This is a genomic window from Rhodanobacter sp. UC4438_H5 (assembly GCF_052978405.1).
This window is the reverse complement of record NZ_CM129672.1, coordinates 3,742,373-3,766,110: the sequence shown is the minus strand read 5'-3', so window position 1 is coordinate 3,766,110 and position 23,738 is coordinate 3,742,373. Positions and strand designations below refer to the sequence as shown.

The 23,738-nt window shown below is 69.5% G+C and carries 23 protein-coding genes; 15 read left to right on the top strand and 8 right to left on the bottom strand.

Features of this window, described 5'->3' with window-relative positions; all coding sequences use genetic code 11:
• The 6 genes from ACVCL9_RS17240 (at window position 1) to ACVCL9_RS17215 (ending at window position 6,111) form a co-directional block, all read left to right on the top strand.
• Window positions 1-1,119, top strand: coding sequence for an ABC transporter permease (locus ACVCL9_RS17240; protein WP_447097200.1), 1,119 nt, complete (start codon window positions 1-3; stop codon window positions 1,117-1,119).
• 30 nt (window positions 1,120-1,149) lie between these two features.
• Complete coding sequence (locus tag ACVCL9_RS17235) at window positions 1,150-2,667, top strand: efflux transporter outer membrane subunit (protein WP_447097201.1); 1,518 nt, start codon at window positions 1,150-1,152, stop codon at window positions 2,665-2,667.
• A gap of 85 nt (window positions 2,668-2,752) precedes the next feature.
• On the top strand, window positions 2,753-3,235 hold the full coding sequence (locus tag ACVCL9_RS17230) for a hypothetical protein (RefSeq protein WP_447097202.1): 483 nt from the start codon (window positions 2,753-2,755) through the stop codon (window positions 3,233-3,235).
• A 72-nt stretch (window positions 3,236-3,307) separates the two neighbouring features.
• Window positions 3,308-4,723, top strand: coding sequence for an MBL fold metallo-hydrolase RNA specificity domain-containing protein (locus tag ACVCL9_RS17225; RefSeq protein WP_447097203.1), 1,416 nt, complete (start codon window positions 3,308-3,310; stop codon window positions 4,721-4,723).
• Window positions 4,720-5,574: an LOG family protein gene (locus ACVCL9_RS17220; protein ID WP_447097204.1), complete on the top strand. Its 855-nt coding sequence runs from the start codon at window positions 4,720-4,722 to the stop codon at window positions 5,572-5,574. The genes ACVCL9_RS17225 and ACVCL9_RS17220 overlap by 4 nt, the downstream gene beginning before the upstream one ends.
• A gap of 63 nt (window positions 5,575-5,637) precedes the next feature.
• A complete protein-coding gene (locus tag ACVCL9_RS17215) occupies window positions 5,638-6,111 on the top strand; it encodes a cytochrome c (protein WP_447097205.1) in 474 nt (157 codons plus the stop codon).
• Between the two features lie 195 nt (window positions 6,112-6,306).
• Here the strand turns inward: ACVCL9_RS17215 and ACVCL9_RS17210 are convergent, their stop codons facing one another.
• From ACVCL9_RS17210 to ACVCL9_RS17185, 6 genes are all read right to left on the bottom strand, one after another.
• Window positions 6,307-6,729, bottom strand: a complete 423-nt coding sequence (locus ACVCL9_RS17210) for an OsmC family protein (protein WP_447097206.1) — start codon at window positions 6,727-6,729, stop codon at window positions 6,307-6,309.
• 31 nt (window positions 6,730-6,760) lie between these two features.
• Window positions 6,761-8,140 carry an ATP-binding protein gene (locus ACVCL9_RS17205; RefSeq protein WP_447097207.1) on the bottom strand — a complete coding sequence of 460 codons (1,380 nt, stop codon included), beginning with the start codon at window positions 8,138-8,140 and terminating at the stop codon, window positions 6,761-6,763.
• Window positions 8,137-8,811, bottom strand: coding sequence for a winged helix-turn-helix domain-containing protein (locus tag ACVCL9_RS17200; protein ID WP_447097208.1), 675 nt, complete (start codon window positions 8,809-8,811; stop codon window positions 8,137-8,139). Before ACVCL9_RS17200 ends, ACVCL9_RS17205 begins: the two co-directional genes overlap by 4 nt.
• Before the next feature lie 247 nt (window positions 8,812-9,058).
• A complete protein-coding gene (locus ACVCL9_RS17195) occupies window positions 9,059-9,577 on the bottom strand; it encodes a cytochrome b/b6 domain-containing protein (protein WP_395116424.1) in 519 nt (172 codons plus the stop codon).
• A 30-nt stretch (window positions 9,578-9,607) separates the two neighbouring features.
• On the bottom strand, window positions 9,608-9,880 hold the full coding sequence (locus tag ACVCL9_RS17190; protein WP_056081726.1) for a PepSY domain-containing protein: 273 nt from the start codon (window positions 9,878-9,880) through the stop codon (window positions 9,608-9,610).
• Between the two features lie 66 nt (window positions 9,881-9,946).
• On the bottom strand, window positions 9,947-11,353 hold the full coding sequence (locus ACVCL9_RS17185) for a diguanylate cyclase (protein ID WP_447099592.1): 1,407 nt from the start codon (window positions 11,351-11,353) through the stop codon (window positions 9,947-9,949).
• Between the two features lie 162 nt (window positions 11,354-11,515).
• On the opposite strand from ACVCL9_RS17185, the gene ACVCL9_RS17180 reads away from it, so the two are divergent.
• From ACVCL9_RS17180 to ACVCL9_RS17155, 6 genes are all read left to right on the top strand, one after another.
• The gene (locus tag ACVCL9_RS17180) at window positions 11,516-12,907 is read left to right on the top strand and encodes an MBL fold metallo-hydrolase (protein ID WP_447097210.1); all 1,392 of its coding nucleotides are present in this window, start codon (window positions 11,516-11,518) and stop codon (window positions 12,905-12,907) included.
• Between the two features lie 155 nt (window positions 12,908-13,062).
• A complete protein-coding gene (locus tag ACVCL9_RS17175) occupies window positions 13,063-14,451 on the top strand; it encodes a hypothetical protein (RefSeq protein ID WP_447097211.1) in 1,389 nt (462 codons plus the stop codon).
• A gap of 1 nt (window position 14,452) precedes the next feature.
• Window positions 14,453-15,016, top strand: coding sequence for a hypothetical protein (locus ACVCL9_RS17170; RefSeq protein WP_447097212.1), 564 nt, complete (start codon window positions 14,453-14,455; stop codon window positions 15,014-15,016).
• 260 nt (window positions 15,017-15,276) lie between these two features.
• Window positions 15,277-15,528, top strand: coding sequence for a hypothetical protein (locus ACVCL9_RS17165; RefSeq protein WP_395116422.1), 252 nt, complete (start codon window positions 15,277-15,279; stop codon window positions 15,526-15,528).
• A complete protein-coding gene (locus tag ACVCL9_RS17160) occupies window positions 15,525-16,484 on the top strand; it encodes a c-type cytochrome (protein WP_447097213.1) in 960 nt (319 codons plus the stop codon). The genes ACVCL9_RS17165 and ACVCL9_RS17160 overlap by 4 nt, the downstream gene beginning before the upstream one ends.
• The gene (locus tag ACVCL9_RS17155; protein ID WP_447097214.1) at window positions 16,484-18,172 is read left to right on the top strand and encodes a cbb3-type cytochrome c oxidase subunit I; all 1,689 of its coding nucleotides are present in this window, start codon (window positions 16,484-16,486) and stop codon (window positions 18,170-18,172) included. Before ACVCL9_RS17160 ends, ACVCL9_RS17155 begins: the two co-directional genes overlap by 1 nt.
• 75 nt (window positions 18,173-18,247) lie before the next feature.
• Here ACVCL9_RS17155 and ACVCL9_RS17150 read toward each other — a convergent pair whose 3' ends face one another.
• Window positions 18,248-18,811 (bottom strand): cytochrome b, encoded by a 564-nt coding sequence (locus ACVCL9_RS17150; protein WP_447099486.1) that lies wholly within the window; start codon window positions 18,809-18,811, stop codon window positions 18,248-18,250.
• Window positions 18,812-19,082: 271 nt separating this feature from the next.
• On the opposite strand from ACVCL9_RS17150, the gene ACVCL9_RS17145 reads away from it, so the two are divergent.
• Window positions 19,083-19,655 carry an N-acetyltransferase family protein gene (locus tag ACVCL9_RS17145; RefSeq protein WP_447097215.1) on the top strand — a complete coding sequence of 191 codons (573 nt, stop codon included), beginning with the start codon at window positions 19,083-19,085 and terminating at the stop codon, window positions 19,653-19,655.
• Window positions 19,656-19,682: 27 nt separating this feature from the next.
• Complete coding sequence (locus tag ACVCL9_RS17140) at window positions 19,683-20,531, top strand: universal stress protein (protein WP_447097216.1); 849 nt, start codon at window positions 19,683-19,685, stop codon at window positions 20,529-20,531.
• 28 nt (window positions 20,532-20,559) lie between these two features.
• Here ACVCL9_RS17140 and ACVCL9_RS17135 read toward each other — a convergent pair whose 3' ends face one another.
• The gene (locus ACVCL9_RS17135) at window positions 20,560-21,225 is read right to left on the bottom strand and encodes a DUF2238 domain-containing protein (RefSeq protein WP_447097217.1); all 666 of its coding nucleotides are present in this window, start codon (window positions 21,223-21,225) and stop codon (window positions 20,560-20,562) included.
• Window positions 21,226-21,390: 165 nt separating this feature from the next.
• Between ACVCL9_RS17135 and ACVCL9_RS17130 the strand changes: the two genes are divergently transcribed.
• Window positions 21,391-23,673 carry a nitric-oxide reductase large subunit gene (locus ACVCL9_RS17130; protein ID WP_447097218.1) on the top strand — a complete coding sequence of 761 codons (2,283 nt, stop codon included), beginning with the start codon at window positions 21,391-21,393 and terminating at the stop codon, window positions 23,671-23,673.
• The last annotated feature ends 65 nt before the right edge of the window (window positions 23,674-23,738 follow it).

Here is a 23,738-nt window from a genome sequence, read left to right as displayed (position 1 = left end):
ATGTCCGGCTCCCTGCTCAGCTTCACCCGCCTGCGCGCGCAGTTCGTCAAGGAAATCCTGAGCATCCTGCGCGACCCGCGCAGCCGCATGGTGGTATTCGTGCCGCCGATCCTGCAGCTGCTGGTGTTCGCCTTCGCCGCCACGCTCGAAGTGCGCAACGTCGATATCGCCGTCTACAACCAGGACGCCGGCCGCTGGTCGCTCGAGCTGATGCAGCGGCTGGACAGCGCCCGCTTCATCAGCCACGTCCGGCACGCGGACAGCCAGCGGCAGCTGCACGAACTGATCGACCGCGGCGAGATCATCGCGGCGCTGGCCATCCCGGCGGATTTCTCGCGCACGATCGCCGCCGGCGGCAGCGGCCGTGCGCAGGTGCTGGTCGACGGCCGGCGCAGCAACTCCGGCCAGATCACCGTGGCCTATCTCTCGACCATCGCCGCCGAAGTCGGCGCCGCCGTCGTGCCGGGCACGCAGGCGCCGACGCCGGTGGTCGTGCGCCACTGGTTCAACCCGAACCTGGTCTACCGCTGGTTCATCGTGCCGGGCCTGACCGGCATCCTGGCGCTGTTCAGCGCGCTCTTGATCACCTCGCTGTCGATCGCGCGCGAGCGCGAGCTGGGCACGTTCGACCAGTTGCTGGTATCGCCCACTTCGACGCCGGAAATCATCATTTCCAAATCGCTGCCGGCACTGGCGATCGGCACCTTGCTCGGCCTGTTCATGATCAGCGCCGGCGTGTTCCTGTTCGGCATCCCCTTTACCGGCTCGTTCGCCCTGCTGCTGGCGAGCCTGATGCTGTTCATCCTGTCGGTGGTCGGCATCGGACTGATGATTTCCGCGGTCAGCGCGACGCAGCAGCAGGCCATCCTCGGCGCCTTCGCCATCGGCGTGCCGGCGGTGCTGATGTCGGGCTTCGCCACGCCGGTGGAGAACATGCCGGTGGCGCTGCAATGGATGGCGCAGGCCATCCCGCTCACCCACTTCCTGGTCATCGTCGAAGGCACCTTCCTCAAGGCGATGCCGGCGGCGGACGTCCTCGCCAACCTCTGGCCGCTGGCGGTGATCGCGCTGGTCACGCTGACCCTGGCCACGGCGCTGGTGCGCAGCCGCCTGCAGTGACCACCCCAAGCCATGCATGAAGGAGTTGCCATGACCCGCTCATCGAATCGCCGCTACGGCGCACCACGCGCGGCAGCCATCGCGCTGGGCACGCTGCTGCTCGGCGCGTGCGCGGCAGGCCCCGACTACCGCGGGCCGCCGAAGGTGGACACCGGCCGCGGCTGGACGCAGCCGGTCGCCGGCGCGCAAGCACCGACTGGCCTGTCGACCTGGTGGACGACGCTGGGCGACCCGACGCTGGACCGGCTGGTCGCCACCGCGCTGTCGGACAATCCCGACCTGCGCCAGGCGCTGGCGCGCATCGCCGAGGAACGCGCCCTGCGCGATCGCGCGGCCGGCGGTTACGCGCCGACCGTCGGCGCTGGCGCCAGCGTGACCCGGCGCCGGCAGAGCAAGAACGGTCCGCTGCCGATCGGCGCCATTCCCGGACTGGCGCGGGACCAGACCATCCACGACGCCGGCTTCGACGCCGGCTGGGAGATTGACCTTTTCGGCGCCACCCGGCGCGCCGTGCAGAGCGCCGCGGCCAGCATGCAGGCCGCGCAGGAGGATGCCGCCGGCGTACGCATCAGCGTCGCCGCGGAAGTGGCGCGCAGCTACCTTACCCTGCGCGGCGCGCAACGCGAGCTGGCCGCGCGCGAAGCTTCGGTGCAGGCGCTCGCGCAGGCGGCGGACCTGGTCGGCCAACGCTTCCGTGCGGGCGACGCGGCGCAGGCCGATGTCGATGCCGCGCAGGCGCGGCTGGACGCCGCCTCAGCCGGCCTGCCTGCCATCCAGGCGCGCGCGCGTGCCGCGGCGCTGGGCCTGGGCGTGTTGCTGGGTGCGCCACCCGAGCGCGAGCTGGCCCTGCTCGATACCGCCGCGGCACCGATCACGCTGGCGCCGATCCCGGTCGGCCAGCGCGCCGACATCCTGCGCCGCCGGCCGGATGTGCGTGCGGCCGAGCGACGCCTGGCCGCACGCACTGCCGACATCGGCGTGGCGACGGCGGAGCTGTTCCCGAAGCTGTCGATCGGCGCCAGCGGCGGCTTCCAGGCGCTGCAGGCGGGCCAGCTGTTCGACTCGGCCAGCCAGCGCTTCTCGATCATGCCGCTGATCTCCTGGCGCGTGTTCGATGGCGGCCGCGTGCGCGCGCAGATCCGAGCCAGCGAGGCACGCGAGCAGCAGGCCGCGCTCGCCTACGAGAAGGCCGTGCTGACCGCGCTGGGCGACGCGGAGCGCGCGCTCGGCGACTACCGGCTCGGCGTGGAGGCGGTACGGCTGCAGCGGACCGCCCTCGAGGCCGCGCGGCGCAGCTACGCCCACGCGCAGGCACGCTACGCCGCCGGCGACATCGCGCTGACCGACCTGCTGGCCGAAGAGCGCGTGCTGCGCGACGCCGAGGACGGCTATGCGCGCACGCATACCGCTGCCGCCGTCGACCTGGTGGCGCTGTTCAAGGCGCTGGGCGGCGGCTGGGACCCCGCCGCCGGCGATGCCGGCAGCCGCAGCCAGGGCAAGGCCGCGCCGCGGTCGCCGGCACGGCAGGAGGTGCCGCCCCATGGGTGACAGGCAACCGCGACACCTGCGCGGATACTGCCGGCGCCGCGACGGTGTACGCCGGACGGACGGCCATTCGCAAAGGACCCTGCTCGTGCCCTTGCTGCTCACGGCGCTGGCCGGGGCCCCGCCCTCCTTCGCGCAGGCGGTGGCCGGCGACGCGCACTACGCCGAAGCTACCGCCCGGCGCCAGCTCCAGCTCGACCACGGCCAGCGCTGGCCTGCCGATGCCGCGTTGCGCGAAGGCATGCGGCGCATCCGCGCCGTCGCACTGTGGATGCAGCAGGCGCAGGCCGAGGGTTCGCTGTCGGCCCGGCAATCCCGCGCCGCCACCGCATCGATCGAGGACAGCGTGGCCGCCATCGTCGACCACCCTCCGCGCGGCGACGGCGTGGACGCCAACCTGCGCCTGCTGCTCGGCCGCGTGCTCGCCGCCGACGGGTTGCCGCAACTGCTCGACGCGCTCGAACTGTACCCGCGCTACTTCGCGGACCCGGACTGGCAGCCGCTGACAGCCAACCCAGCCGCCGACCGGGGATCACCCGACCAGGCATCCACCCAGGCCACGCCACCCTGACCGCCCGATCGCCGGCTACCACCGGGCAGCCTTGCCGCCGGCGCGACTGAACGAATCCGGAGAACCGCCTCCATGCAGATCACCTTTCTCGGCGCCGCCCGCGAGGTCACCGGCTCATGCTTCCTGGTGGAGACCGCAACGACGAGCTTCCTGGTCGACTGCGGCATGTTCCAGGGCGGACGCGAAGCCGCCCGGCGCAACCAGCAAGCGTTCGGGTTCGAACCGTCGACGATCGATTTCGTCCTGCTGACGCACGCGCATATCGACCACAGCGGCCTGCTGCCGAAACTGACGCGCGCCGGCTTCCGCGGCACGATCCATGCCACCGCCGCCACCGCCGACCTGCTGCAGGTGATGTTGCCGGACAGCGCCCACATCCAGGAAATGGAGGCGCTGCGCGCGCAGCGTGGCGCCCGCGGCGCGCGCGACGCGCAGGCCATCGTCGCACCGCTGTACACCCTGCGCGACGCCGACGCCTGCCTGCGCCAAGTGCAGCCCCACGGCTACGGGCGCGAGTTGCGGCCACACGCGGATGTCCGCTGCCGCTTCCGCGATGCCGGCCACATCCTGGGTTCGGCGATCCTCGAGGTCTGGATCAGCGAAGGCGAGCGGACCACCAAGCTGGTGTTCAGCGGCGACCTCGGGCAACCCGGCCGGGCGATCCTGCGCGACCCGACGCCGATCGCCGAAGCGGATCTGCTGTTCGTCGAATCGACCTACGGCGACCGCCTGCACAAGGAACTTGCCGCCACCCAGGACGAGCTGGTCGGGGTGGTCGAGCGCACCCTTGCCCGCGGCAACGTGATCGTGCCGGCCTTCGCGGTGGGCCGCACCCAGGAGGTGCTCTACCACCTGCACCGGCTGAGCCGGGACGGAAGGTTGCGCGACCTGCGCATCTTCGTCGACTCGCCGATGGCCGCCGAGGCCACCCGGATCACCCGGCGACACCTGGACCTGTTCGACGAGAACGCCACCCGCCTCGCCCACTGGCACGCGCTCGGCAAGGATCTGCCCTATCTCGACTTCACCGCCAGCGTGGAGGAATCCATCGCGCTCAACCATATCCGCTCCGGCGCCATCATCATCTCCGCCAGTGGCATGTGCACCGCCGGCCGCATCAAGCACCACCTGCGGCACAACCTCGGGCGGGCCGAATGCAGCGTGCTGATCACCGGCTTCCAGGCCCAGGGCACGCTGGGCCGGCGGCTGGTAGACGGCGCCAGCCAGGTGCGGATCTTCGGCGAGGACATCCCGGTGCGCGCCTCGGTCCATACCGTCGGCGGCTTGTCCGCGCATGCCGACCGGCACGCGCTGCTGGCCTGGGCCGCCGGCTTCGCGCGGGCGCCGGCGCAGACCTTCGTGGTGCATGGCGAGGAGACGGCGGCGCAGGCGCTGGCCAGCGGGCTGCGTGTGCGCCCCGGCTGGAACGTGACCGTCCCTGCGGCGGGCCAGCAGGTGCACTGGCACGGCAGCGGAGTCCCGGCATGAACGGCAGCGACGAGAGCAAGCGGCGGCAAGAGGCGATCGTGCACGGCGAGGCCTACCGGCTGGCGCAGGAAGACGTCGCGTTCCTCGCCAGCGACGAGCTGCGCGGCGTGCGCCTGCAACTGGAACTGCTCAAGCCGGAAATCGCGCTGCACGGACACGCCATCCGTTCCACTGTCGTGGTCCTCGGCAGCTCACGCACCTGTTCGCCCGAGCAGGCCCAGGCCGACGTGGTGCGGCTCGCGGCCCACGCGCAGGCCCATCCGGACGAGCCGGAGCTGGCGCGCGAACTCGCCGCCGCCCGCCGCCGGCTGGCCGGCGCCCGCTACTACGAGGAAGCGCGCCGCTTCGCGGAAATCGTCTCGTGCCGTTTCCAGTGCGAGGGTCGCCGCGATTTCGTGGTGGTGACCGGCGGCGGGCCGGGCATCATGGAAGCGGCCAACCGCGGCGCCTGCGAGGCGGGCGCCCGCTCGATCGGACTCAACATCACGCTGCCGCACGAACAGCGGCCCAACAGCTGGATCACCCCGGAGCTGGCCTTCCGCTTCCATTATTTCGCCGTGCGCAAGATGCACTTCATGCTTCGCGCGAAGGCGCTCGTCGCTTTTCCCGGCGGCTTCGGCACGCTGGACGAATTGTTCGAAGTGCTGACCCTGGTGCAAACCGGCAAGATGCCGCGTCTGCCGATCGTGCTGGTCGGCGGCGCCTTCTGGCGCCGCGCCTGCGACCTCGAGTTCCTGGTCGAACAGGGCATGCTCGACCCCCACGACACCGAACTGCTCAGCGTGGTGGAAAACGCCGAACAGGCCGTGGCTGCCATCCATGCGTTCTACGGCGGCGAACCGCCGGCCTGAGCGCGGCCAGCGCGACCGGCGCCATGCCGATGCCCAACATCCAACCCCCGAAGGAGACCGCCCATGCCTTTCACGCCACGCACCACGATGCCCCATGCCGCCGCCGTCGCCCTGCTGGCGCTGCTGGCCGGCAGTCTGCCGCCGCCGGCCAGTGCGGCCGATACGCCGAAGCAGGCCACGCCGCTGGCGCTGACCACGATCATGCAGGACTTGGGCAAGGACATGCAGGGCGTCACCGACGGCATCGCGCGCGAGGACTGGCCGGCGGTGGCGCAACGGGCCGCGCGCATCGCCGACCATCCGCAACCGCCGCTGGCGGAGAAGCTGCGCATCCTCGCCTTCATGGGCAAGGACGCCGGCCACTTCCGCGACTACGACCGCCAGGCCCACGACGCCGCGCAGCAGCTGGCACAGGCCGCACAACGGCAGGACGGCTCTGCGACGATCGCGGCGTTCGCCAACGTGCAGGGCGCCTGCCTGGGCTGCCACCGGCAATTCCGCCAGCCGTTCCGCGAGCACTTCCACGGTCAACGCTGAGCGGCCCGCACGAGCCCTGTCCACCGCCATGCCGGCGACGCTGCTGGCCGGTTGCCCGGCCGGACCGGCCGCAGGCCGCCGACGACGCAGCAAACAGACGTCCATACGGCCGAACTCGTTACGCTGTCGACCGTGGTTGCCGCCGGCGGCACCGGGCGACCGAGCGCAGGACAACAACGGCGACGGGTCCGCGCTTCAGCCGGCCCGTCGCAGCACGCCGGCGAGACGGGTACCCGGCGCCACCGTGTTGAACACGGTGCCGTATTTGCGCACGTTGTCGTGCAGCAGAGCCAGCCGCTGCTCGCTCTCGTCGCTGTCCACCAGGATCTCGTAGTCGATCGATTCCAGCCGTGGCGGCACGTCCTGGCGCACGCCGTGCACGCGCACCTCGACCCCGCGCCACTGGAACTTCAGTATCGGCGTGACCCGCTCGATGCTCTTGATCATGCAGGCCGACAAGGCGGCCAGCAGCAGTTCGGCCGGGTTGAACGCATCGAGGCGACCGGACAGAGCCGTGTCCAGCGACAGTTCGGCGCTCTTGCAGCGGGCGACGCTGCCGTGGGCATCGAGGCGATGGGCAATGACGTGGAAGCTCAGCTTGCCAGCGGGTTCGGTCATGGGAGTTCTCCGGAATGAGACGGCCGATGGATCAAACGTAGCCGGGCGCATGCGCCGCGTCGGTTGCCACGCGCGGCAGGCTGAAACTGACTTGCGCGCCGCCCAGCGCGGAGCGGCCGAAGGCCAGCTCGCCGTGGTGCAGGCGGGCGATCGCCCAGGCGATCGACAGCCCCAGGCCGCTGCCCTCGCCGATGCTGCCTTCGGGGCGGTGGAAACGCTCGCCCAGTCGTGCCACGGCGGCGTCCGCGAAGCCGCCGCCGTTGTCGTTCACCTCCAGCGTCACCTGTTCGTCGCGTCCGCCGACACGCACGTTCACCTGGCCGTGCTCGGGCACGTGGCGCAGCGCGTTGTCCAGCAGGTTCTGCACCAGGATGTCGAGCAGGCTGCGGCTGCCCAGCACGAAATCGTTGCCGTCGTGGTCCAGCGACAGCTCGATGGAACGTGCCGCCGCGCGCTCGCTGGCGTCGCGCAAGGCCGCTTCGGCCACGCTCGCCAGGCGCAGCGGGCCGGCGTCGGCCAGCTCGGCCAGCTTCTCGACCCGCGCCAGCATCAGCAGCTGGGCCACCAGTCGCTGCATGCGGTCCAGCGCCTCCTGCGCGCGCTGCAGGTGCTGCGCGCGCGCGGGCACATCGTCGCCGCGCCCGGCCAGGTCCAGTTCCAGCCGCAGCGCTGCCAGCGGGTGGCGCAATTCGTGCGCGGCGTCGGCGGTGAAGCGGCGCTCGTGTTCCAGGCTGCGCCGCAGGCGATCGACCAGCTTGTCGATCGCCTCGGTGAACGGCGCCAGTTCGACCGGCACCCGCGCGTCGGTGAGCGAGGCGGCGGCCGGATCGGCGCCGGCGGAAAGGCCGCGCGCCAGCCGGCGCAGCGGTTTCAGCCCGCTGCGCAAACCGGCGAACACGATCGGCGGCACCAGCACCAGCAGCGCGAGCAAGGCCAGCAGCGCCGGCGCCAGCAGCTTGCGCAGCAGCTCGTCGCGCTCGTCCAGCGGCGCGCCGACCTGGACCCAGTACCGATGCTGCGCATCCCAGCGCTGGAACACCCGCCAGCGTCGGTCGTCGTGCACGACCGAATGGAAATGCGCGTCGCCCGGATCGAAACGCAGCAGCGGCAGCTCGGCGCTCTCGACCAGCAGTTCGCCGCGCGCATCGCGCAGCACGATGGCCGGGCGCTGGGCGGTGTCGTCCGAGTCGAGCAGCGGCTTGTCCGGCAGGCGCACCGCGCCGACGCGGGCGACGTCGTCGGGCATCACCGCAAACACGCTGGCGGCGGTGCGCACCAGCATCTGGTCGAAGATCTCGTCGACCTCGTGCAGGCTGCGCCAGGCCAGCCAGCCGGCGGCGGCGCACCACACCAGCACGATGCCGGCCAGCAGCCGCAGCACCAGCCGCCGGTTGAGCGAGGGGCGGATCACGCGGCGACCCCGCCGGGCGGATTGATGGCATAGCCGATGCCGCGCAAGGTGCGAATCCAGCCCGGTCCCAGCTTGTGGCGCAGGTGATGGATGTGCACTTCCACCGCGTTGCTGGCCACTTCGCGGTCCCAGCCGTACAGCGCGTCTTCCAGTTGCTCGCGGGAATACGCCCGCCCGGGATGGCGCACCAGCATTTCCAGCAACGCGTACTCGCGGGCGGTCAGCTCCAGCGGCGCGTCGGCAAGCGTGGCGCTGCGCGCGGCCGGGGTGACTTCCAGCGCGCCCACGCGGATCGCCGGCTCGACCTGGCCGTCGGCCCGCCGCAGCAAGGCGCGCAGGCGGGCGGCCAGTTCGTCCAGATGCACCGGCTTGACCACGTAATCGTCGGCGCCGGCATCCAGCCCGGCGACGCGGTCGGCCAGTTCGTCGCGCGCGGTCAGCAGCAGCACCGGGGTGGCGTCCTGGCGGCGGCGCATGTCGGCGATGATCGCCGGGCCGCTGCTGCGCGGCAGGTTCCAGTCGAGTATCGCGGCGGCATACGCGGTGTCGCTCAGGGCGGCAGCCGCCTGGGTGCCGTCGGTGATCCAGTCCACCGCATGGCCGAGCTGGCGCAGGCCGTCGGCCAGCGCCTGCCCCAGTGCCCGGTCGTCTTCGGCTAGCAGGATGCGCATGGCCTCATTCTTGTCGCGGGATCAGGCCGCTCACTTGACTTGCAGCAATTGGCGCCGCTTTTTCGCCGGCTGCGGCATCCTGCCCTATGAGCCTGTCGGGCTTTGGCTGGCCGGGCTGCAAATCCGACTGCGCGGTCCATATTTCCGTCGATTCTTGCGCCATGGAACCACCATGGCGCGGCGAACCGGCGAAAATCTGTCCTCGCGCAGCCAGATTTTCGCCTCGACCAGCCAAAGCCCGACAGGCTCATGGCGCGCGCTTGCGGCCGTGGATCATCGCGGCGACCAGGTTCTCGCCGTAATGCACGCTCTCGCCCACCGCGGCCAGCACGTGCAGCACGACCAGTCCCAGCACGCCGTAGGCCAGCGCTTCGTGCAGCTCCTCCAGCCAGCCCTCCCCGAAGAATCGGTCGGTGGTCTGCAGCCAGCCGGTGACGCCGACCAGCAGCACGCCAACGAGCAGGGCCAGGATCATCACGGCGGCCGCCGGGTTGTGCCCGAGCTGCCGCCGCGAGCGCCCGGCCAGGCGCTCGCGCAGGTAATCGCGCAGCCGGCGCGGGCCGGGCACCCAGTCGGCGAAGCGCGCGTGCCGCGTGCCGACCCAGCCCCACACGAAACGCACCGCGAGCAGGGCCAGCACGGCGTAGCCGATCCCGCGGTGGACCAGCTCGCCGTCCTCGGTGAAAAAGTTGGCGAGGAACAAGCCCGCCAGCGACCAGTGAAACAGGCGGACCAGCGGGTCCCACACTTTGACCATCGCGTTCATGGCTTGTCCTCGCTAGGGGTCAGGTGACGATCAACCGCCCTTCTTCTTGACGATGCGGCCGTCGGTGGGGTCGAAGTAGATCTCCACGTTCTTGCCGGCCTTGTCCTTGCCGTAGATCTCGTAGCAATTGCCCGAGACCTGGAACACCTTGATGGTGTAGCCCTGGTCGAGCACCTTCTGCTTCATCGCCGCTTCGGTCAGCCACTGCGCACGCGGTGCGCTGGTGCATTGCGGTGCGGCGAAGGCGGACGCCGACAGGACGGCGGCGGCGAGGAACAACGGGGCGATGACGATGCGTTTCATGGTGCGTCTCCGGTATCGGCAGGATTGCCTTGGGGAGCATTGCAACCGGGAAGGCTTACGTGGGTCTTAAGGACCCAGGGCGGCGCGCGGGTAGGTTCCTGCGCGCGACGCCGGCGGCAGCGCGAGGGCCACCACACGGTCGCGTCCCCCGCGTTTGGCATCGTAGAGCGCGGAGTCGGCGCGCCGGATCAGATCCTCCGCGGCGTCGCCAGCGACCGCCTGCGCCACGCCGATGCTGACCGTCACCTTGCGATGCGGCCACGCGAAATCGCGGAACGCGTCGAGCAGGCGCGCCGCCACCTCGCCGGCGCCGCTCAAGTCGGTACCCGGCAACAGCAGCACGAACTCCTCGCCGCCGTAGCGCGCGGCCATGTCCGCCGGGCGCAGCGCCGCGCGCAGCAGGTGGCCGGTGATGCGCAGCACCTGGTCGCCGGCCAGGTGGCCGAAGTCGTCGTTGAAGGTCTTGAAGCGGTCCAGATCGAGCATCAGCAGCGAGAACGTCGTGTCGTGCTCGCGCTGCCCGCGCAGCAGGCCGGCCAGCGCCTCGTCGAGCGCGCGCCGGTTGGGCAGCCCGGTGAGGATGTCGGTGCCGGCATCGTTGCGCAACGCGATGCTTTCGCGGCGCTGGCGTTCCAGCTTGTCGAACAGGTTGGCCACCCACCACACCAGCCCGGCCACCGCGCCGCCGCTGAACAGGGCCACGAACACGAAGGCCAGCGCTTCGGGCAGGCCCAGCCAGGACTGCAGCAACTCGAACACGAACGCGAACACCGCCGGCAGCAGCAAGGCCGGCAGCAGCAGCCGCCGCGCCAGGGCGCCGCCCAGCGTGTCGGCGGTGGCCACGCGGGTCAGCCCGAGCGTGGGCGAGGCGCACAGCCAGCCGAGCGTCGCCAGCAGCAGCAACAAAGTGGAGTGCAGCGGCATGCGCCCGAACGGCGTGGCGCCCTTGCCGGCCAGCGCAATGCCATAGGAGGCCAGCCCGCTCATCGCGATGACCAACGCGACCAGGGCCAGCGCGTCGCGCAGGCGCGGCCAGCGTTGCGCCGGCAGCAGGCCCAGCGCACCGAGCAGCACGAAGCCCGCCGCAACCGGTTCGGCCATGCGCCCGGAGTCGCGAGCCGACAGCTCGCCAAGCAGGCGATCGATACGCAAGTCGACCAGCCACAGATACTCCGCCAGAGTCGCCGCGCCGAGCGCCAGCACGCCCAACGACAGCCAGCGGCCCATGCCGGACCACGACGGCACCGGATGGTGGCTGAGCAGCAGCGAGCCTCCGCACAACACGAATCCGACCGCCGCAGTCGCGCTCATCGCCGGCTGTCCCGGCCACATCGTGGTCAGCAGCGGACGCTGCGACCACCAGCCGGCCAGCACGATCAGCGCGGCCCCGCAGACCAGCAGCGCAGATGCACGCGAGAAGCTCAGGAACCCCCGTACGACAGCGAGATCGTGATGGAACGGCACGGTGAACATCGTCACCCCCATACTCCGGCGAGCCTTCCGCAAGCTCGGCAGTACGCCGGCACCGGACCGACCATGGCATAGTCGGCAGGCACCCGATTTGACGACGATCAATCCGACGACTGGCCTGGCCTGCCAGAGTCTGCGCCAGCCGCCCGCACCGTCGAGGAAATCATGCTCATTTACAGCTGCCACGGTGCCGCCAAGCAGGTCACCGGCTCCTGCCACCTGATCACCTGCAACGATCGCCGCGTGCTGATCGACTGCGGCATGTTCCAGGGCAGCGAAGAGGTCGAGCGGGCCAATGCCGAACCGTTCGGCTTCGACCCGGCCAGCATCGACGTGCTGCTGCTGACCCACGCGCACCTGGACCATTGCGGGCGGATTCCGCTGCTGGTGTGCCGGGGCTTTCGCGGCCGCATCGTCACCACCGCCGCCACCCGCGAACTGGCCCGCGTGGTGATGCTGGATGCCGCCGGCCTGCAGGAAGAGGACGCGCGCCGCGCGCAACGCACCAACCGCCGCGGCGAGACGGTGGCGCCACCGCTGTACACCCTGGACGATGCGCTGCACGCGCTGGACTTCTTCGGCGACGACGCCGGCTACGGCGAAACCGTGCAAGTCACCGATGGCATCAGCGCACGCTTTCTCGATGCCGGCCACATCCTCGGCTCGGCCTCGATCCTGCTGCAGATCGACGACGGCGAGCAGCCCCGGCGCATGCTGTTTTCCGGCGACCTCGGCAACCCGGGGCGCCCGCTGCTGCGCGATCCAACGCCTGCCCCACCCGCCGACTACGTGGTGATGGAAAGCACCTACGGCGACCGCCCGCACCGCTCGGTGCCCGATTCGGTGGACGAGATGTACCGTGCCATCCGCGACACGGTGAACCGGCGCGGCAACGTGGTGATCCCCACCTTCGCGCTGGAACGCACCCAGGAAATCCTGTACTACCTGCACCGCGGCATCGCGGCCGGCGCGATCCCGCCGCACGTGCGGGTGTTCCTCGATTCGCCGATGGCGATTTCCGCCACCGAGATCTTCCGCCGCCACCCGGAATGCTTCGACGACGGCTTCCTGGACGAACTGCAACACGGCGACCCGTTCGCCATGCCCGGCCTGCATTTCACCCGCGGTACGGCCGAGTCGATGGCGATCAACAACGTCGACGGCGGCGCGATCATCCTGGCCGGCTCGGGCATGTGCAACGGCGGGCGCGTGCGCCACCATCTCAAGCACAACCTGTGGCGCGAGCGCTGCAGCGTGGTGTTCGTCGGCTATGCCGCGGAAGGCACGCTGGCGCGGCGGATCATCGATGGCGCGCCCAGCGTGCGCGTGTTCAACGAGGAGATTCCGGTGCGTGCCCAGGTGTGGACCATCAACGGTTTCTCCGCCCATGCCGACCAGCCCTCGCTGCTGGCCTGGCTGGGCGACGCGCCGCGGCGCAAGGTGTTGCTGGTGCACGGCGAATACGGCCGCGGCATGCAGGTGATGCGCGATGTGCTCCAAGCGCGCGGCCTTGCCTGCCAGCTGCCGGGGCTGCACGAGCCGATCAAGATCGACTGATGAGCTGACGCTCCATCGGACAACACGCTTCGTGGTTGACGTGCGTCAAATCCGCCAATCCACGCCACCCTAGACTGGTTGTGCCGCGCGAGCGGAGCCGGCTGGCACGTGCTCCGTCGCTCGCTCGGCGCCCACGGCCTCGGGAGCAACGTGTGATGAAACGGACCGCCATCCTGGACTTTCCTGCGCGGCACGACGCCGATGGCGGACGGGTCGCGTCATCGCCCTGCGATCGACCGACGTGCCGGCGCCTGTTCTGCGCGACGCTGCGCAGCGTGCCGCTGTTGCTGCTGAGCGCATGGCTGGCGCTGCTGCCGGCGCAGGACGCCTCCGCGATGCCGGAGTTCGCGCGCCGCTACAACCTCAGCTGCGCCGCCTGCCACTCCGCCTTCCCGCGCCTCAACAAGTTCGGCGAAGTGTTCATCGCGAACAACATGCGCCTGCCGAACTGGATGGAAACCGCCGACCAGCTCGGCGACGACCGCCTCGCGCTGCCCGACCACGTGCCGCTGGCCATCCGCGCCCAGGCCTATGTGCAGGCCCGCCAGGGCAAGGCGATCGACCCGGTCAGCGGCGCGCGCCAGTCCGCGCCGACCGACTTCCAGTCGCCGTACCTGCTCAAGCTGCTGTCCAGCGCGCCGCTGAGCAAGGACATCACCTACTACTTCTACGCCATCATGGCCGAGAAGGGCGGCAACGGCGAGATCGTGGTGGAGGACGCCTGGTTCCGCCACGCCGACATCTTCGGCAGCGGCATCGGCATGATGCTCGGTCAGTTCTCGCTGTCCGACGCGATGTTCCCGCGCGAGATCCGCCTGCCGTTCCAGGACTACATGGTCTACCGCATGGCCGGCATCACCTACGACCGCGGCGTGCAGTTCGACCGTGACGTCGGGCCGTTCGGCATCACCCTGGGCTTCACCAACGGCAACGGCATCACCGACAACTTCAAGATCAACGGCACCGGCTATTCGCGCCCGGACCGGATGTTCGACAACGACAACTCCAAGACCGTCTTTGCCCACGTCGGCACCGACATCGGCCCGGTGGGCGTGGGGCTGTTCGGCGCCAGCGGCAAGCAGCGCGGCGCCACCGGCCCGGCCGCCATGGACAAGAGTCAGCGCAACACCGACAAGCGCGTCGTCGGCGTGGATGCCTCCGGCGACATCGGCGCGCAGGTGCACTGGTACGCGCAATACCTGTGGAACGACTGGCGCGGTTTCCTGGACGTCGATCCGACGCGCCACTATCGCTGGAACGGCGGCTTCGCCGGCCTCGACTGGATACCCAACGACCGCTGGGCCTTCTCGGCGCTGTACAACTACGCTGGCGCCGGCGACTTCGCGCGCAGCAACACCATCTACGAAGGTATCGCCATCAACAGCCTGAGCCTGACCGCCTCCCGTTACTTCATGCGCAACGTCAAGGGCATCGTCGAGCTCAACCTCGACTTCAAGAACAAGACCACACCGACCGGCCCATACTTCACCGGCCACTTGAGCCGCGAGAACTACATCCTGTTCGGCTTCGACACGGCGTTCTGACATGCGCGCCCACTGCCTGCCGAGACGATCACGATGGCACACCGGCGCGGTCGTGCTGCTGTTTGCCGCCGGTGCCGGCGTCCACGCGCAGGCGCTGCAGGTCGGCACGCTGCGCATCGAGTCGACTCCCTCGGCGGCCGAGGTCGAGCTGATCGGCGGAGTGGCCGGCACCACGCCGCTGACCGTCAGCGAACGCGACATCTACCCGAACAACTATCCGGATGCACGCGCCGCGCTCTACGGCACGGTCACGCTGCGCCACGCCGGCTGCGAGCCGCTGCAGCACCGCGTGACACTGGGCGACCTCAAGCAGGATCTGCACCTGCGCCTGGACTGCGTCGCCGCGAAGGCGGCGCCAGTACCGCGCCCGGCACCGGCTGCGACGCCACCGGCGACGCTAGCGCCCGCGTCGCCGCAGGCCCTGCCGCAACGACGCCTGCGCCAGCTGCAGGTGCTGCAGGAGCTGCTGGACGAAGGGCTGATCAGCCCCGCGGAAGAACAGCGCGTGCGACGGCGCATCCTGCAGTCCGGCGTCGGCGGGGACGGCGCGGGGCCGGGCGACTGAAACGCGGAAGCGCAGGGCCGCCATGGCGGCGAAAGCGGGCATGACGACGGGGAGGCCGCCCTCTGCGCCCGTCCACGACCGTGCCGCACACGGCGATGGGTGACGCGGCGGGCAAAGGCCACTTTGCTTGACCTGGATCAGAGGCGCCGCCGGATGCCGTTCCTATAGTCGGCGCGACTGACGCGGATTCCTCGGGGGGAGGGACGCGCGGTGCACGGCGTTTCCCGGCAAGGCTCACTTACAGTCCAGGGGAGAATCGCATGTCGCAGCGGGCTTCGGATCTCGTGCTTTCGGTGCTGGCCTGCGTGGCAGCGTTCTGGTTGTCCTGGCCTTTCTGGCGCGATTTCGAGTATTGGGCCGAATCGCACCTCGCGTGGTGGATCTACTTCGCCGTCGGCTTCGTGCTGGCGGTGTGGGTGTTCTGCATGTTCATCGGCAGCCTGCGCATCCTGTTCCTGCACGACACCCAGGCCACGCCGCCTTCCGTCGACGACAAGGGGAGCCGGCCATGAGCTGCGGATCGGGTGACAGCAGTTGCGAAAAACCGCGGCGCCGCGCCGCGCTGGTTTTGCTGGGCCTCATGGCGCTGATCTTCATCGCCTTGTCGGTGTTCTCCTTCCTGCCCTCGCGCGGGCAGGCCACCCCCGACACGGTGAGCTTCGGCCCGTACCAGGCCAACGACGGCAAGCGCGTGTTCCAGGCCTACAACTGCATGGGCTGCCACACCATGGTCGGCAACGGCGCCTATCTTGGGCCGGACCTCACCGAGGTGTACAAGCACGCCGGACCGGCGTGGCTGGCGGCGTTCCTGCCCTCGGCCGGCGGCTGGCCGACCGAGGCGGCAGTGCGCGCCCAGCTGCTTGATCCGAACCAGCACGCCGGCACCGGCACCGACACCATCGACGCCTACCTGCAGAAGTATCCCGGCGCGGCAGCCCGCATCCAGCGACGCGGCGGCGGCACCACGCTGATGCCGAACCTGCCGCTGAGCAAGGACGAGATCGGCCAGCTGATCGCCTACCTCAAGTACACCTCGGCGATGAACACCGAGGGCTGGCCGCCGAAGGTCGAGGCCGGCACGCTGGATCGCCGCCTGCAGTTGGCGCACGGCACCGTCGCACTGGCGCAGGCCGCGCCCGCCGCGGCGGCGAAGCCGGCAGCGGCCAGCGATCCCGCCGCGCTCGGCGCGCAACTGGTCAAGGACTACGGCTGCGTGGCCTGCCACGCCAGCGACGACAAGCGACTGGTGGGGCCGGGCTGGGGCGGCCTGTACGAATCCAGCGTGAGCCTGGCCGACGGCAGCAAGGTCACCGCCGACGACGCCTACCTGGCCGAGTCGATCCGCCAGCCGAACGCGAAGATCGTGGCCGGTTATCCGCCGGGCGTGATGCCGGCCTACGACACCCTGCTCAAGACCGAAGAAGTCAACGCCATCGTGGCCTACCTCCACACGCTGGAGAAGCAGTGATGCAGACCGAATACCAGACCCAACGCCTGAGCCTGCGCTTTTTCATGCTGATGCTGGTGCTGTTCGTGGTGCAGGTGATCTACGGCATGATCCTGGCCGCGCAGCAGGTCGACCCGACCATCCTGCAAGGCTGGCTCAACTTCAACGTCGCCCGCGCCGAGCATCTCAACCTCGGCATCATGTGGATCGTCTGCGGCTTCATCGGCGCGATCCTGTTCGTGGCGCCACTGCTGGCGAAGCGCGAGCTGGTGGCGCCGTGGCTGGTCAAGTTCCTGTTCTACGCGGTCATCGGCATCGTGATCTGGAACTTTTTCACCCAGTTCCTGGCCGAGCGCGGCATCGCCGGCTGGTGGCTGGGGCAACCGTGGCTGCAGCAGGGGCTGGAGTATCTCGAAGCCGGGCGCATCGCCGGCCTGCTGATCTTGGTCGGCTTCCTGATCCTGGCCTTCGTGGTGCTGCGCACGTTCCCGCGCGTGCGCGAATGGAACGAGGTGCACTGGGGCCTGGGCCTGGGCGTCGGCGCGCTGGCGGTGGTGTGGGTGTTCGGCCTGTTCTACGTGGCGCGGCTGGACCTGCAGGAGTACTTCCGCTGGTTCGTGGTGCATTACTGGGTGGAAGGCGTGTGGGAAGTGATCCACATCAGCCTGATCGGCTACTTCCTGGTGCTGATGTTCAAGGCCGACGTGAAGTCGGTGGGCTTCGCCGTGTTCTGGGGCATCGCGCTGGTGTGGCTGTCCGGGCTGATCGGCAACGCGCACCACTACTTCTGGATCGGCACGCCGGAGTTCTGGCAGTTCTGGGGCTCGCTGTTCAGCGCGCTGGAGCCGCTGCCGCTGGTGTTCTGTTTCTGGCACATCTACCTGGACGCGCACACCAACAGGCGGCCGCTGGAAAACGCGCCGGCGTTCTACTTCCTGCTCGGCTCGACCGTGCTGGAGCTGGTCGGCGCCGGCATCCTCGGCTTCGTGATGACCTTCGCGCTGACCAACGTGTGGTCGCACGGCACCTGGGTCACCGCCGGGCACGCGCACCTGGCGCTGTTCGGCACCTTCGGCATGCTCGGCATCGCCGCGGCGTATTACGCCACGCCGATCCTGCGCAAGGTGCCGCAGTTCGATCCGCGCCTGGGCAAGCTCGGTTTCTGGCTGGTGTTCACCGGCGTGCTGGGCATGGCGTTCGCGTTCGCCATCGGCGGCACGGTGCAGGTCTATGTCTATCGCATCCTGGGGCTGGACTGGTTCGGCGGCGACGTCAACCGCGCCATGGGCACCTACAAGGTCATGCTGCCGCTGTTCGGCCTGGTGCTGAGCACCGGCGCCGGCGTGCTGGCGTACGACCTGTTCACCCTGGGCCGGCGCATGCGTCCGCAGGCTGCCGTCGACGCCGAAACGACCCCGCACCCGGCCACCGGCTGGCGGCGACCACTGACCGGATTCGAAGCCGGCATCTGGCTGCTGCTGATGTGGCTGTTCGGCACGATCATCACGCTCGGCCTGCTCAGCTTCAACCTGCCGCACGTGCGCGTGGCGGGCGACCCCACCCTGCCCTACGTGCTGGCCGGCGTGGGTTATCCGGGCCTGCTGCTGGTCACCCTGCTGTTCGTGTGGCGCTTCATCGCCTCGCTGGAAGCGCGGGCCGGCGCACCGGCCATCTCGCCGCTGCTGCGGGTACTGCCGGCGCAAAGCTGAGTCCGTCACCCGACGGCATGCAGCCGCAAACGAAAGGCCGCCGGCAACCCGGCGGCCTTTCTTCATGCGGCGAGCTTACGAGAGTTGTCGGCCATGCCGCGGCAGCATGCGCCGCAAGGTGTCGTCGCGATTCACGTAGTGGTGGACCAGCGCCGCCGCCGCGTGCAGGCCGACCAGGTAGTAGCCGATCGTGCCGATGGTTTCGTGGATCTCCTTCAGCGAATCGGCAAGTGCCTTGTCCGCACCCACCAGCGCCGGCAGCTGCAGTCCGAAGAACGGGATCGGCTTGCCCGAAGCGCTGAGGGTGAGCCAGCCGAGCAGCGGCATCGCGATCAGGAAGGCGTACAGCGCCAGGTGCATCAGCGCGGCCAGGCGCTCCTGCCACACCGGCGGTGCCGGCCGGATCGGCGGGATCGGGCCCGACACCAGGCGGATCGCCAGCCGCACGAAGACCAGCGCGAGCACGCTCAGGCCCAGCATGAAGTGCCAGGTTTTCAGTCCGTCGCGCAGGTCGCTGCCGCGCGGGTAGAACTCGCGCAGCTCGATGCAGGCGTACACGGCAACGAGCAACAGCAGCATCAGCCAGTGCATGCCGATCGACAGTGAGCCGTAACGGTCGGTGGTGTTTTTCCAGTTCACGGCGATCTCCGCAGGTGGTGTTTCGGCGGCCTCGATCCGGCCCATGCCCGCAGCCTGCGATGAACGGCGTCAGCGTGGTTTGATCCCGGTCAAATGCGCACGAAAAGCGCCACGGCAGCGGCCGATTGCCGCATGTCCGCGCGCCTGTCCAAATTGACCGCGGTCAACTCGGACCCGCACGACCCGGCGTAGAACTGATCCGGCAAGGCTGCGCCGAGTGGCCGTCCATCCGGCACGAATGAGCATCACGTTGCACCATCGGGAACCGCCCATGTCCGAGATCCGTTCCGCCGACCACCACACTGCTTCCGCCACGCCGTTCGGCGCCATCGAAGGCACCCACTGGATCGAGACCCTGAACGACGGCAGCCCGGTGCTGATCCGCCCGCTGCGCCCGGAGGATCGCCAACGCGAAACGGCTTTCATCAAGCGCCTGTCGGAACAGGCTTGCCGCTTCCGCTTCCTGGGCAAATTGAAGGAAGCCAGCCCGGCCCTGCTCGACCAGCTGATGGATGTCGACCAGCGCAGCCGCATGGCCTTCGTCGCGCTCGCCCACGACAACGGCGAACTGCGCATGGTCGGCGTCAGCCGCTACGGCGCCAGCGGCGACGAGAAGCAGTGCGAATGCGCGGTGACCGTGGCCGACGACTGGCGCCAGCGCGGCCTCGCCGTGCTGTTGATGCGGCGCCTGATCGACATCGCGCGCAAGAACGGGTTCCACACCATGTTCTCGATCGATGCCGCGGAGAACGAACCGATGCGCGAACTGGCCGGCTACCTCGGCTTCCAGCGCCGGATCGACCCGGACGACGCCACGCAGGTGATCCACACCCTGGATCTTTGAACGACGCCGAACCCGGGCCGCATCGCCATGACAAGCACCGAACAAATACCGCGCACGACGCGCCCGGGCGACATCCTCGCGCTGGTGACCGCGACCGAGCCGTGGAGCCCGGCTGCCGTCGCCGCCATCGCCATCGCCTTGCGCTGGGAGGCCAACCTGACCGGATGCTTCATCGACCCGGCGCTGCGCAAACCCACCGGCGGCAAAGCCGGCAGCGAGCCCACCGTGCTCGGCCTGCTGCTCGAACCGCGCATCGAATCCGCCGACGAGCACGCCGCCTTCGCAGCCTTTGCACGCCAGTCCGGCTTGCGCAACGCCGACTGGGTCATCGCCCGGACCGACATCGCATCCACCTTGCGCCGGCTCGGCGCACGGCACGACCTGGCGGTGATCGAGCGCGACATGGTGCACGCATCGAGCCTGCTCGACATTCTCGGCGAAGCGATCCTGTCCTGCGGCGTGCCGTGCCTGGTCCTGCCTCCGCAATGGCGGCGGGAGATCCCCTTCGAGCGCATCGTGATCGCCTGCAACGGCAGCACCGAGGCGATCCGCGCAATCCACGCCGCGCTGCCGTTCCTCAAGGTGGCGAAACAGGTGACCCTGGTCGACGGCGACCTGGGCAACGGCGACGATGCGTATCCGCGCTTCGACCCGTTCGTCTACCTGCTGCGTCACGGCATCACGCCCCGGCCCAGCTACGTCCGCGCCTCCTCGGCGATGGCCGGGGAAATCCTGCTGCAGGAAGCCGGCAACATCGACGCCGACCTGCTGGTGATGGGTGCCTACGGCCATTCGCGCATGCGTGAACGCGTGTTCGGCGGCGCCACCCGGCGCGTGCTGGAGGAAGCCACCATCCCGGTGCTGATGCAGCACTAGCCGACGTGCCGCCGCAGCGGCGCAGGCGCTATTGGTTGGCGGATGCAGCGGCCCGCCGGCGGCGATGCTCGCTCACGACCGCCAGCACGACCACGGTGACGACACTGCCCAGCAGGGCGAGGAGCATGTCCTGCTGCGCATCCCACGGATCGCCCTGGGTGCCGAGGTAGGCGACGCCCAGGTCGCCGCCGAACCACACCGCGGCAGCCCATTCGAACAGCTCGAACAAGGCGGAGCTGGCGGTGACCATGCTGACCGGCACGATCCAGCGCCACGCGCCCGGCGACACCGTGCGCGCAGCGACCAGTTCCACCACCGCCGGCGTCAGCAGCAGGCCGTAGGCGAAATGGATGGCACGGTCGAAGGGATTGCGCGACAAGCCCAACGCGTCGTGCAGCGAGAAGCCGGACAGCGCGGCAAACCAGCGATCCCACGGCACTTCGGCATAGGTGTAGTGGGCGCCGATCTCGTGCAGCACGAGGAACACGAACAGCGCCGCGTAGCTGGCATCGGAAAAGCGCAGCCGGCGGAACCCCAGCACCAGCGCCGGCAACGCCAGCATCACCAGCAGGTTCTCCAGCAACCAGTCCTGGCGATAGTGCGGCGCGATGGCAAGCGCTACCGCCACGACCAGGAAGGCGGCCAGCAGCAGCAGCGGAAAACGGGCGTCCTTCGATCCGGGTCGTTCGTTCATTGCTGTGTGCCATCCCTCCGCGTCATGCGTCGTGCCGATGATGCCACGCGCCCGGGCGCCGGCCGCGACAATTCGCGCACGGCGAGCGCTGGACCGCTTGACCTGCATCAAGAGCGATCCGGCAGCCGTCAATGAGCATGCGCGCATCTTTCAGGGAGTCGCGCAATGAGCAGTACTCGAAAACTCTGGCTGGGGTTGGCGGCCTTGCTGATCGCCTCGTTTGGCGTGCTGTTGTGGGTGGGTGACCAGGTGCACCAGTACGCACCGCCACTGCCGCAGGCGGTGGTCACCAGCGGCAACGAGACCCTGTTCACCGGCGACGACATCGAGCTGGGCAAGCAGGTCTGGCAGCGCATCGGCGGCCAGCAGCTGGGCTCGATCTGGGGCCACGGCGCGCTGCTCGCGCCGGACTGGAGCGCCGACTGGCTGCACCGCGAAGGCGTGGCCATGCTGGAATTGCTGGCGCGCGACGAAGGCGCCGGCTCCTACGCCGAACTCGACGCGCCGCAACAGGCCGCACTGCGCTCGCGCGTGCAGCGCGAGCTGCGCACCAACACCTGGGACCCGGCCAAGGGCACCATCTACGTCTCCCCGCTGCGCGCGCAGGCGATGCTGGTGGTCGGCGCGCATTACATGAGCCTGTTCAGCAACGACCCGGCCACCGCCAAGCTGCGCGAAACCTACGCGATGCGCGACAACACCATCGCCGAGCTTGACCAGCGCCGCGCAGTCACCGCGTTCTTCTGGTGGGCCAGCTGGGCCACCGCGGCCGAACGCCCGGGCAGCGCCATCAGCTACACGCAGAACTGGCCGCACGACACGCTGGCCGGCAACACGCCGACCGCGGCCAACTTCATGTGGTCGGTTTTCAGCGTGCTGTTCCTGATCCTCGGCATCGGCCTGCTCGGCTGGCACCACGCGCGCCAGGTGAGCCATGAGCCGCTGCCGCCGATCCCCGCGCGCGATCCGCTCACCGAGTTGAAACCCACGCCGTCGATGAAGGCCACCGCCAAGTATTTCTGGACGGTGATCGGCCTGTTCCTGGTGCAGATCCTGCTCGGCGCCACCACCGCGCACTACCAGGTGGAAGGCCAGCAGGCCTACGGTTTCGCGCTGGCGAATTACCTGCCCTACGCCCTCACCCGCACCTGGCATACCGAACTGGCCGTGCTGTGGATCGCCACCGCGTGGCTGGCCACCGGCCTGTACATCGCGCCGCTGATCTCCGGCCACGAGCCGAAATACCAGCGGCTCGGGGTGAACTTCCTGTGGGTGTGCCTGCTGGTCATCGTGGTCGGCTCGTTTGCCGGCCAGTGGATGGCGGTGATGGACAAGATGGACCTGTCGAAGAACTTCTGGTTCGGCCACCAGGGCTGGGAATACGTCGACCTCGGCCGCTTCTGGCAGATCTTCCTGTTCATCGGCCTGATGCTGTGGCTGTTCCTGGTCGGCCGCGCGCTGTGGCCGGCGATGCGCGGCGGCAAGGAAGGCGCCTCCATCGTGGGCCTGCTGTTTCTCTCCACCGTGGCGATCGGCCTGCTCTACGGCGCCGGCCTGATGTGGGGCGAACACACCCACATCGCGATGGTGGAGTACTGGCGCTGGTGGGTGGTGCACCTGTGGGTGGAAGGCTTCTTCGAGGTGTTCGCCACCGCGGTGATCAGCTACCTGTTCGTGCGCCTCGGCCTGTTGCGCGTGGGCACGGCGACCACCAGCGTGCTGTTCGCCACCATCGTGTTCATGGCCGGCGGCGTGCTGGGCACGCTGCACCACCTGTACTTCAGCGGCACCACCACGGCGGTGATCGCGCTCGGCGCCAGCTTCTCGGCGCTGGAAGTGGTGCCGCTGGCACTGATCGGGCTGGAAGCCTGGGACACCTGGAAGAAGCAGCACGCCGCGCCGTGGATGGCGCGCTACCGCTGGCCGATCATGTTCTTCGTGGCGGTGAGCTTCTGGAACCTGGTCGGCGCCGGCCTGCTCGGTTTCCTGGTCAACACGCCGATCGCGCTGTACTTCATGCAGGGCCTCAACCTCACCGCCGCGCACGGCCACACCGCGCTGTTCGGCGTCTACGGCATGCTCGGCATGGGCCTGATGCTGTTCTGCCTGCGCGGCATCAAGCCGCAGGCCGAATGGCGCGAGGGCTGGCTGAAGGGTTCGTTCTGGACACTCAACCTCGGCCTGGGCCTGATGGCCGTGCTGACCCTGCTGCCGCTGGGCATCCTGCAACTGAAGGCGGTGCTGGAGCACGGCTACTGGTTCGCCCGCTCGGCCGAGTTCATGGACCGTCCGCTGATCCACCTGCTGGTGTGGATGCGCGTGCCCGGCGACACCGTGTTCGCCATCGGCGCCATGCTGATCGCCGGCTTCGTCGCCTCGCTGTGGCTGTGGCCGAAACGACGGGTCGCCGCCACGCCGCTGCCGGACGCAGCGTCCGAGAGCGCATGACCCACATCAGGGCGCGCCACATGGCGCGCCCTGATGCTTGTCCAAGTCCCGAATCACGAATCCCG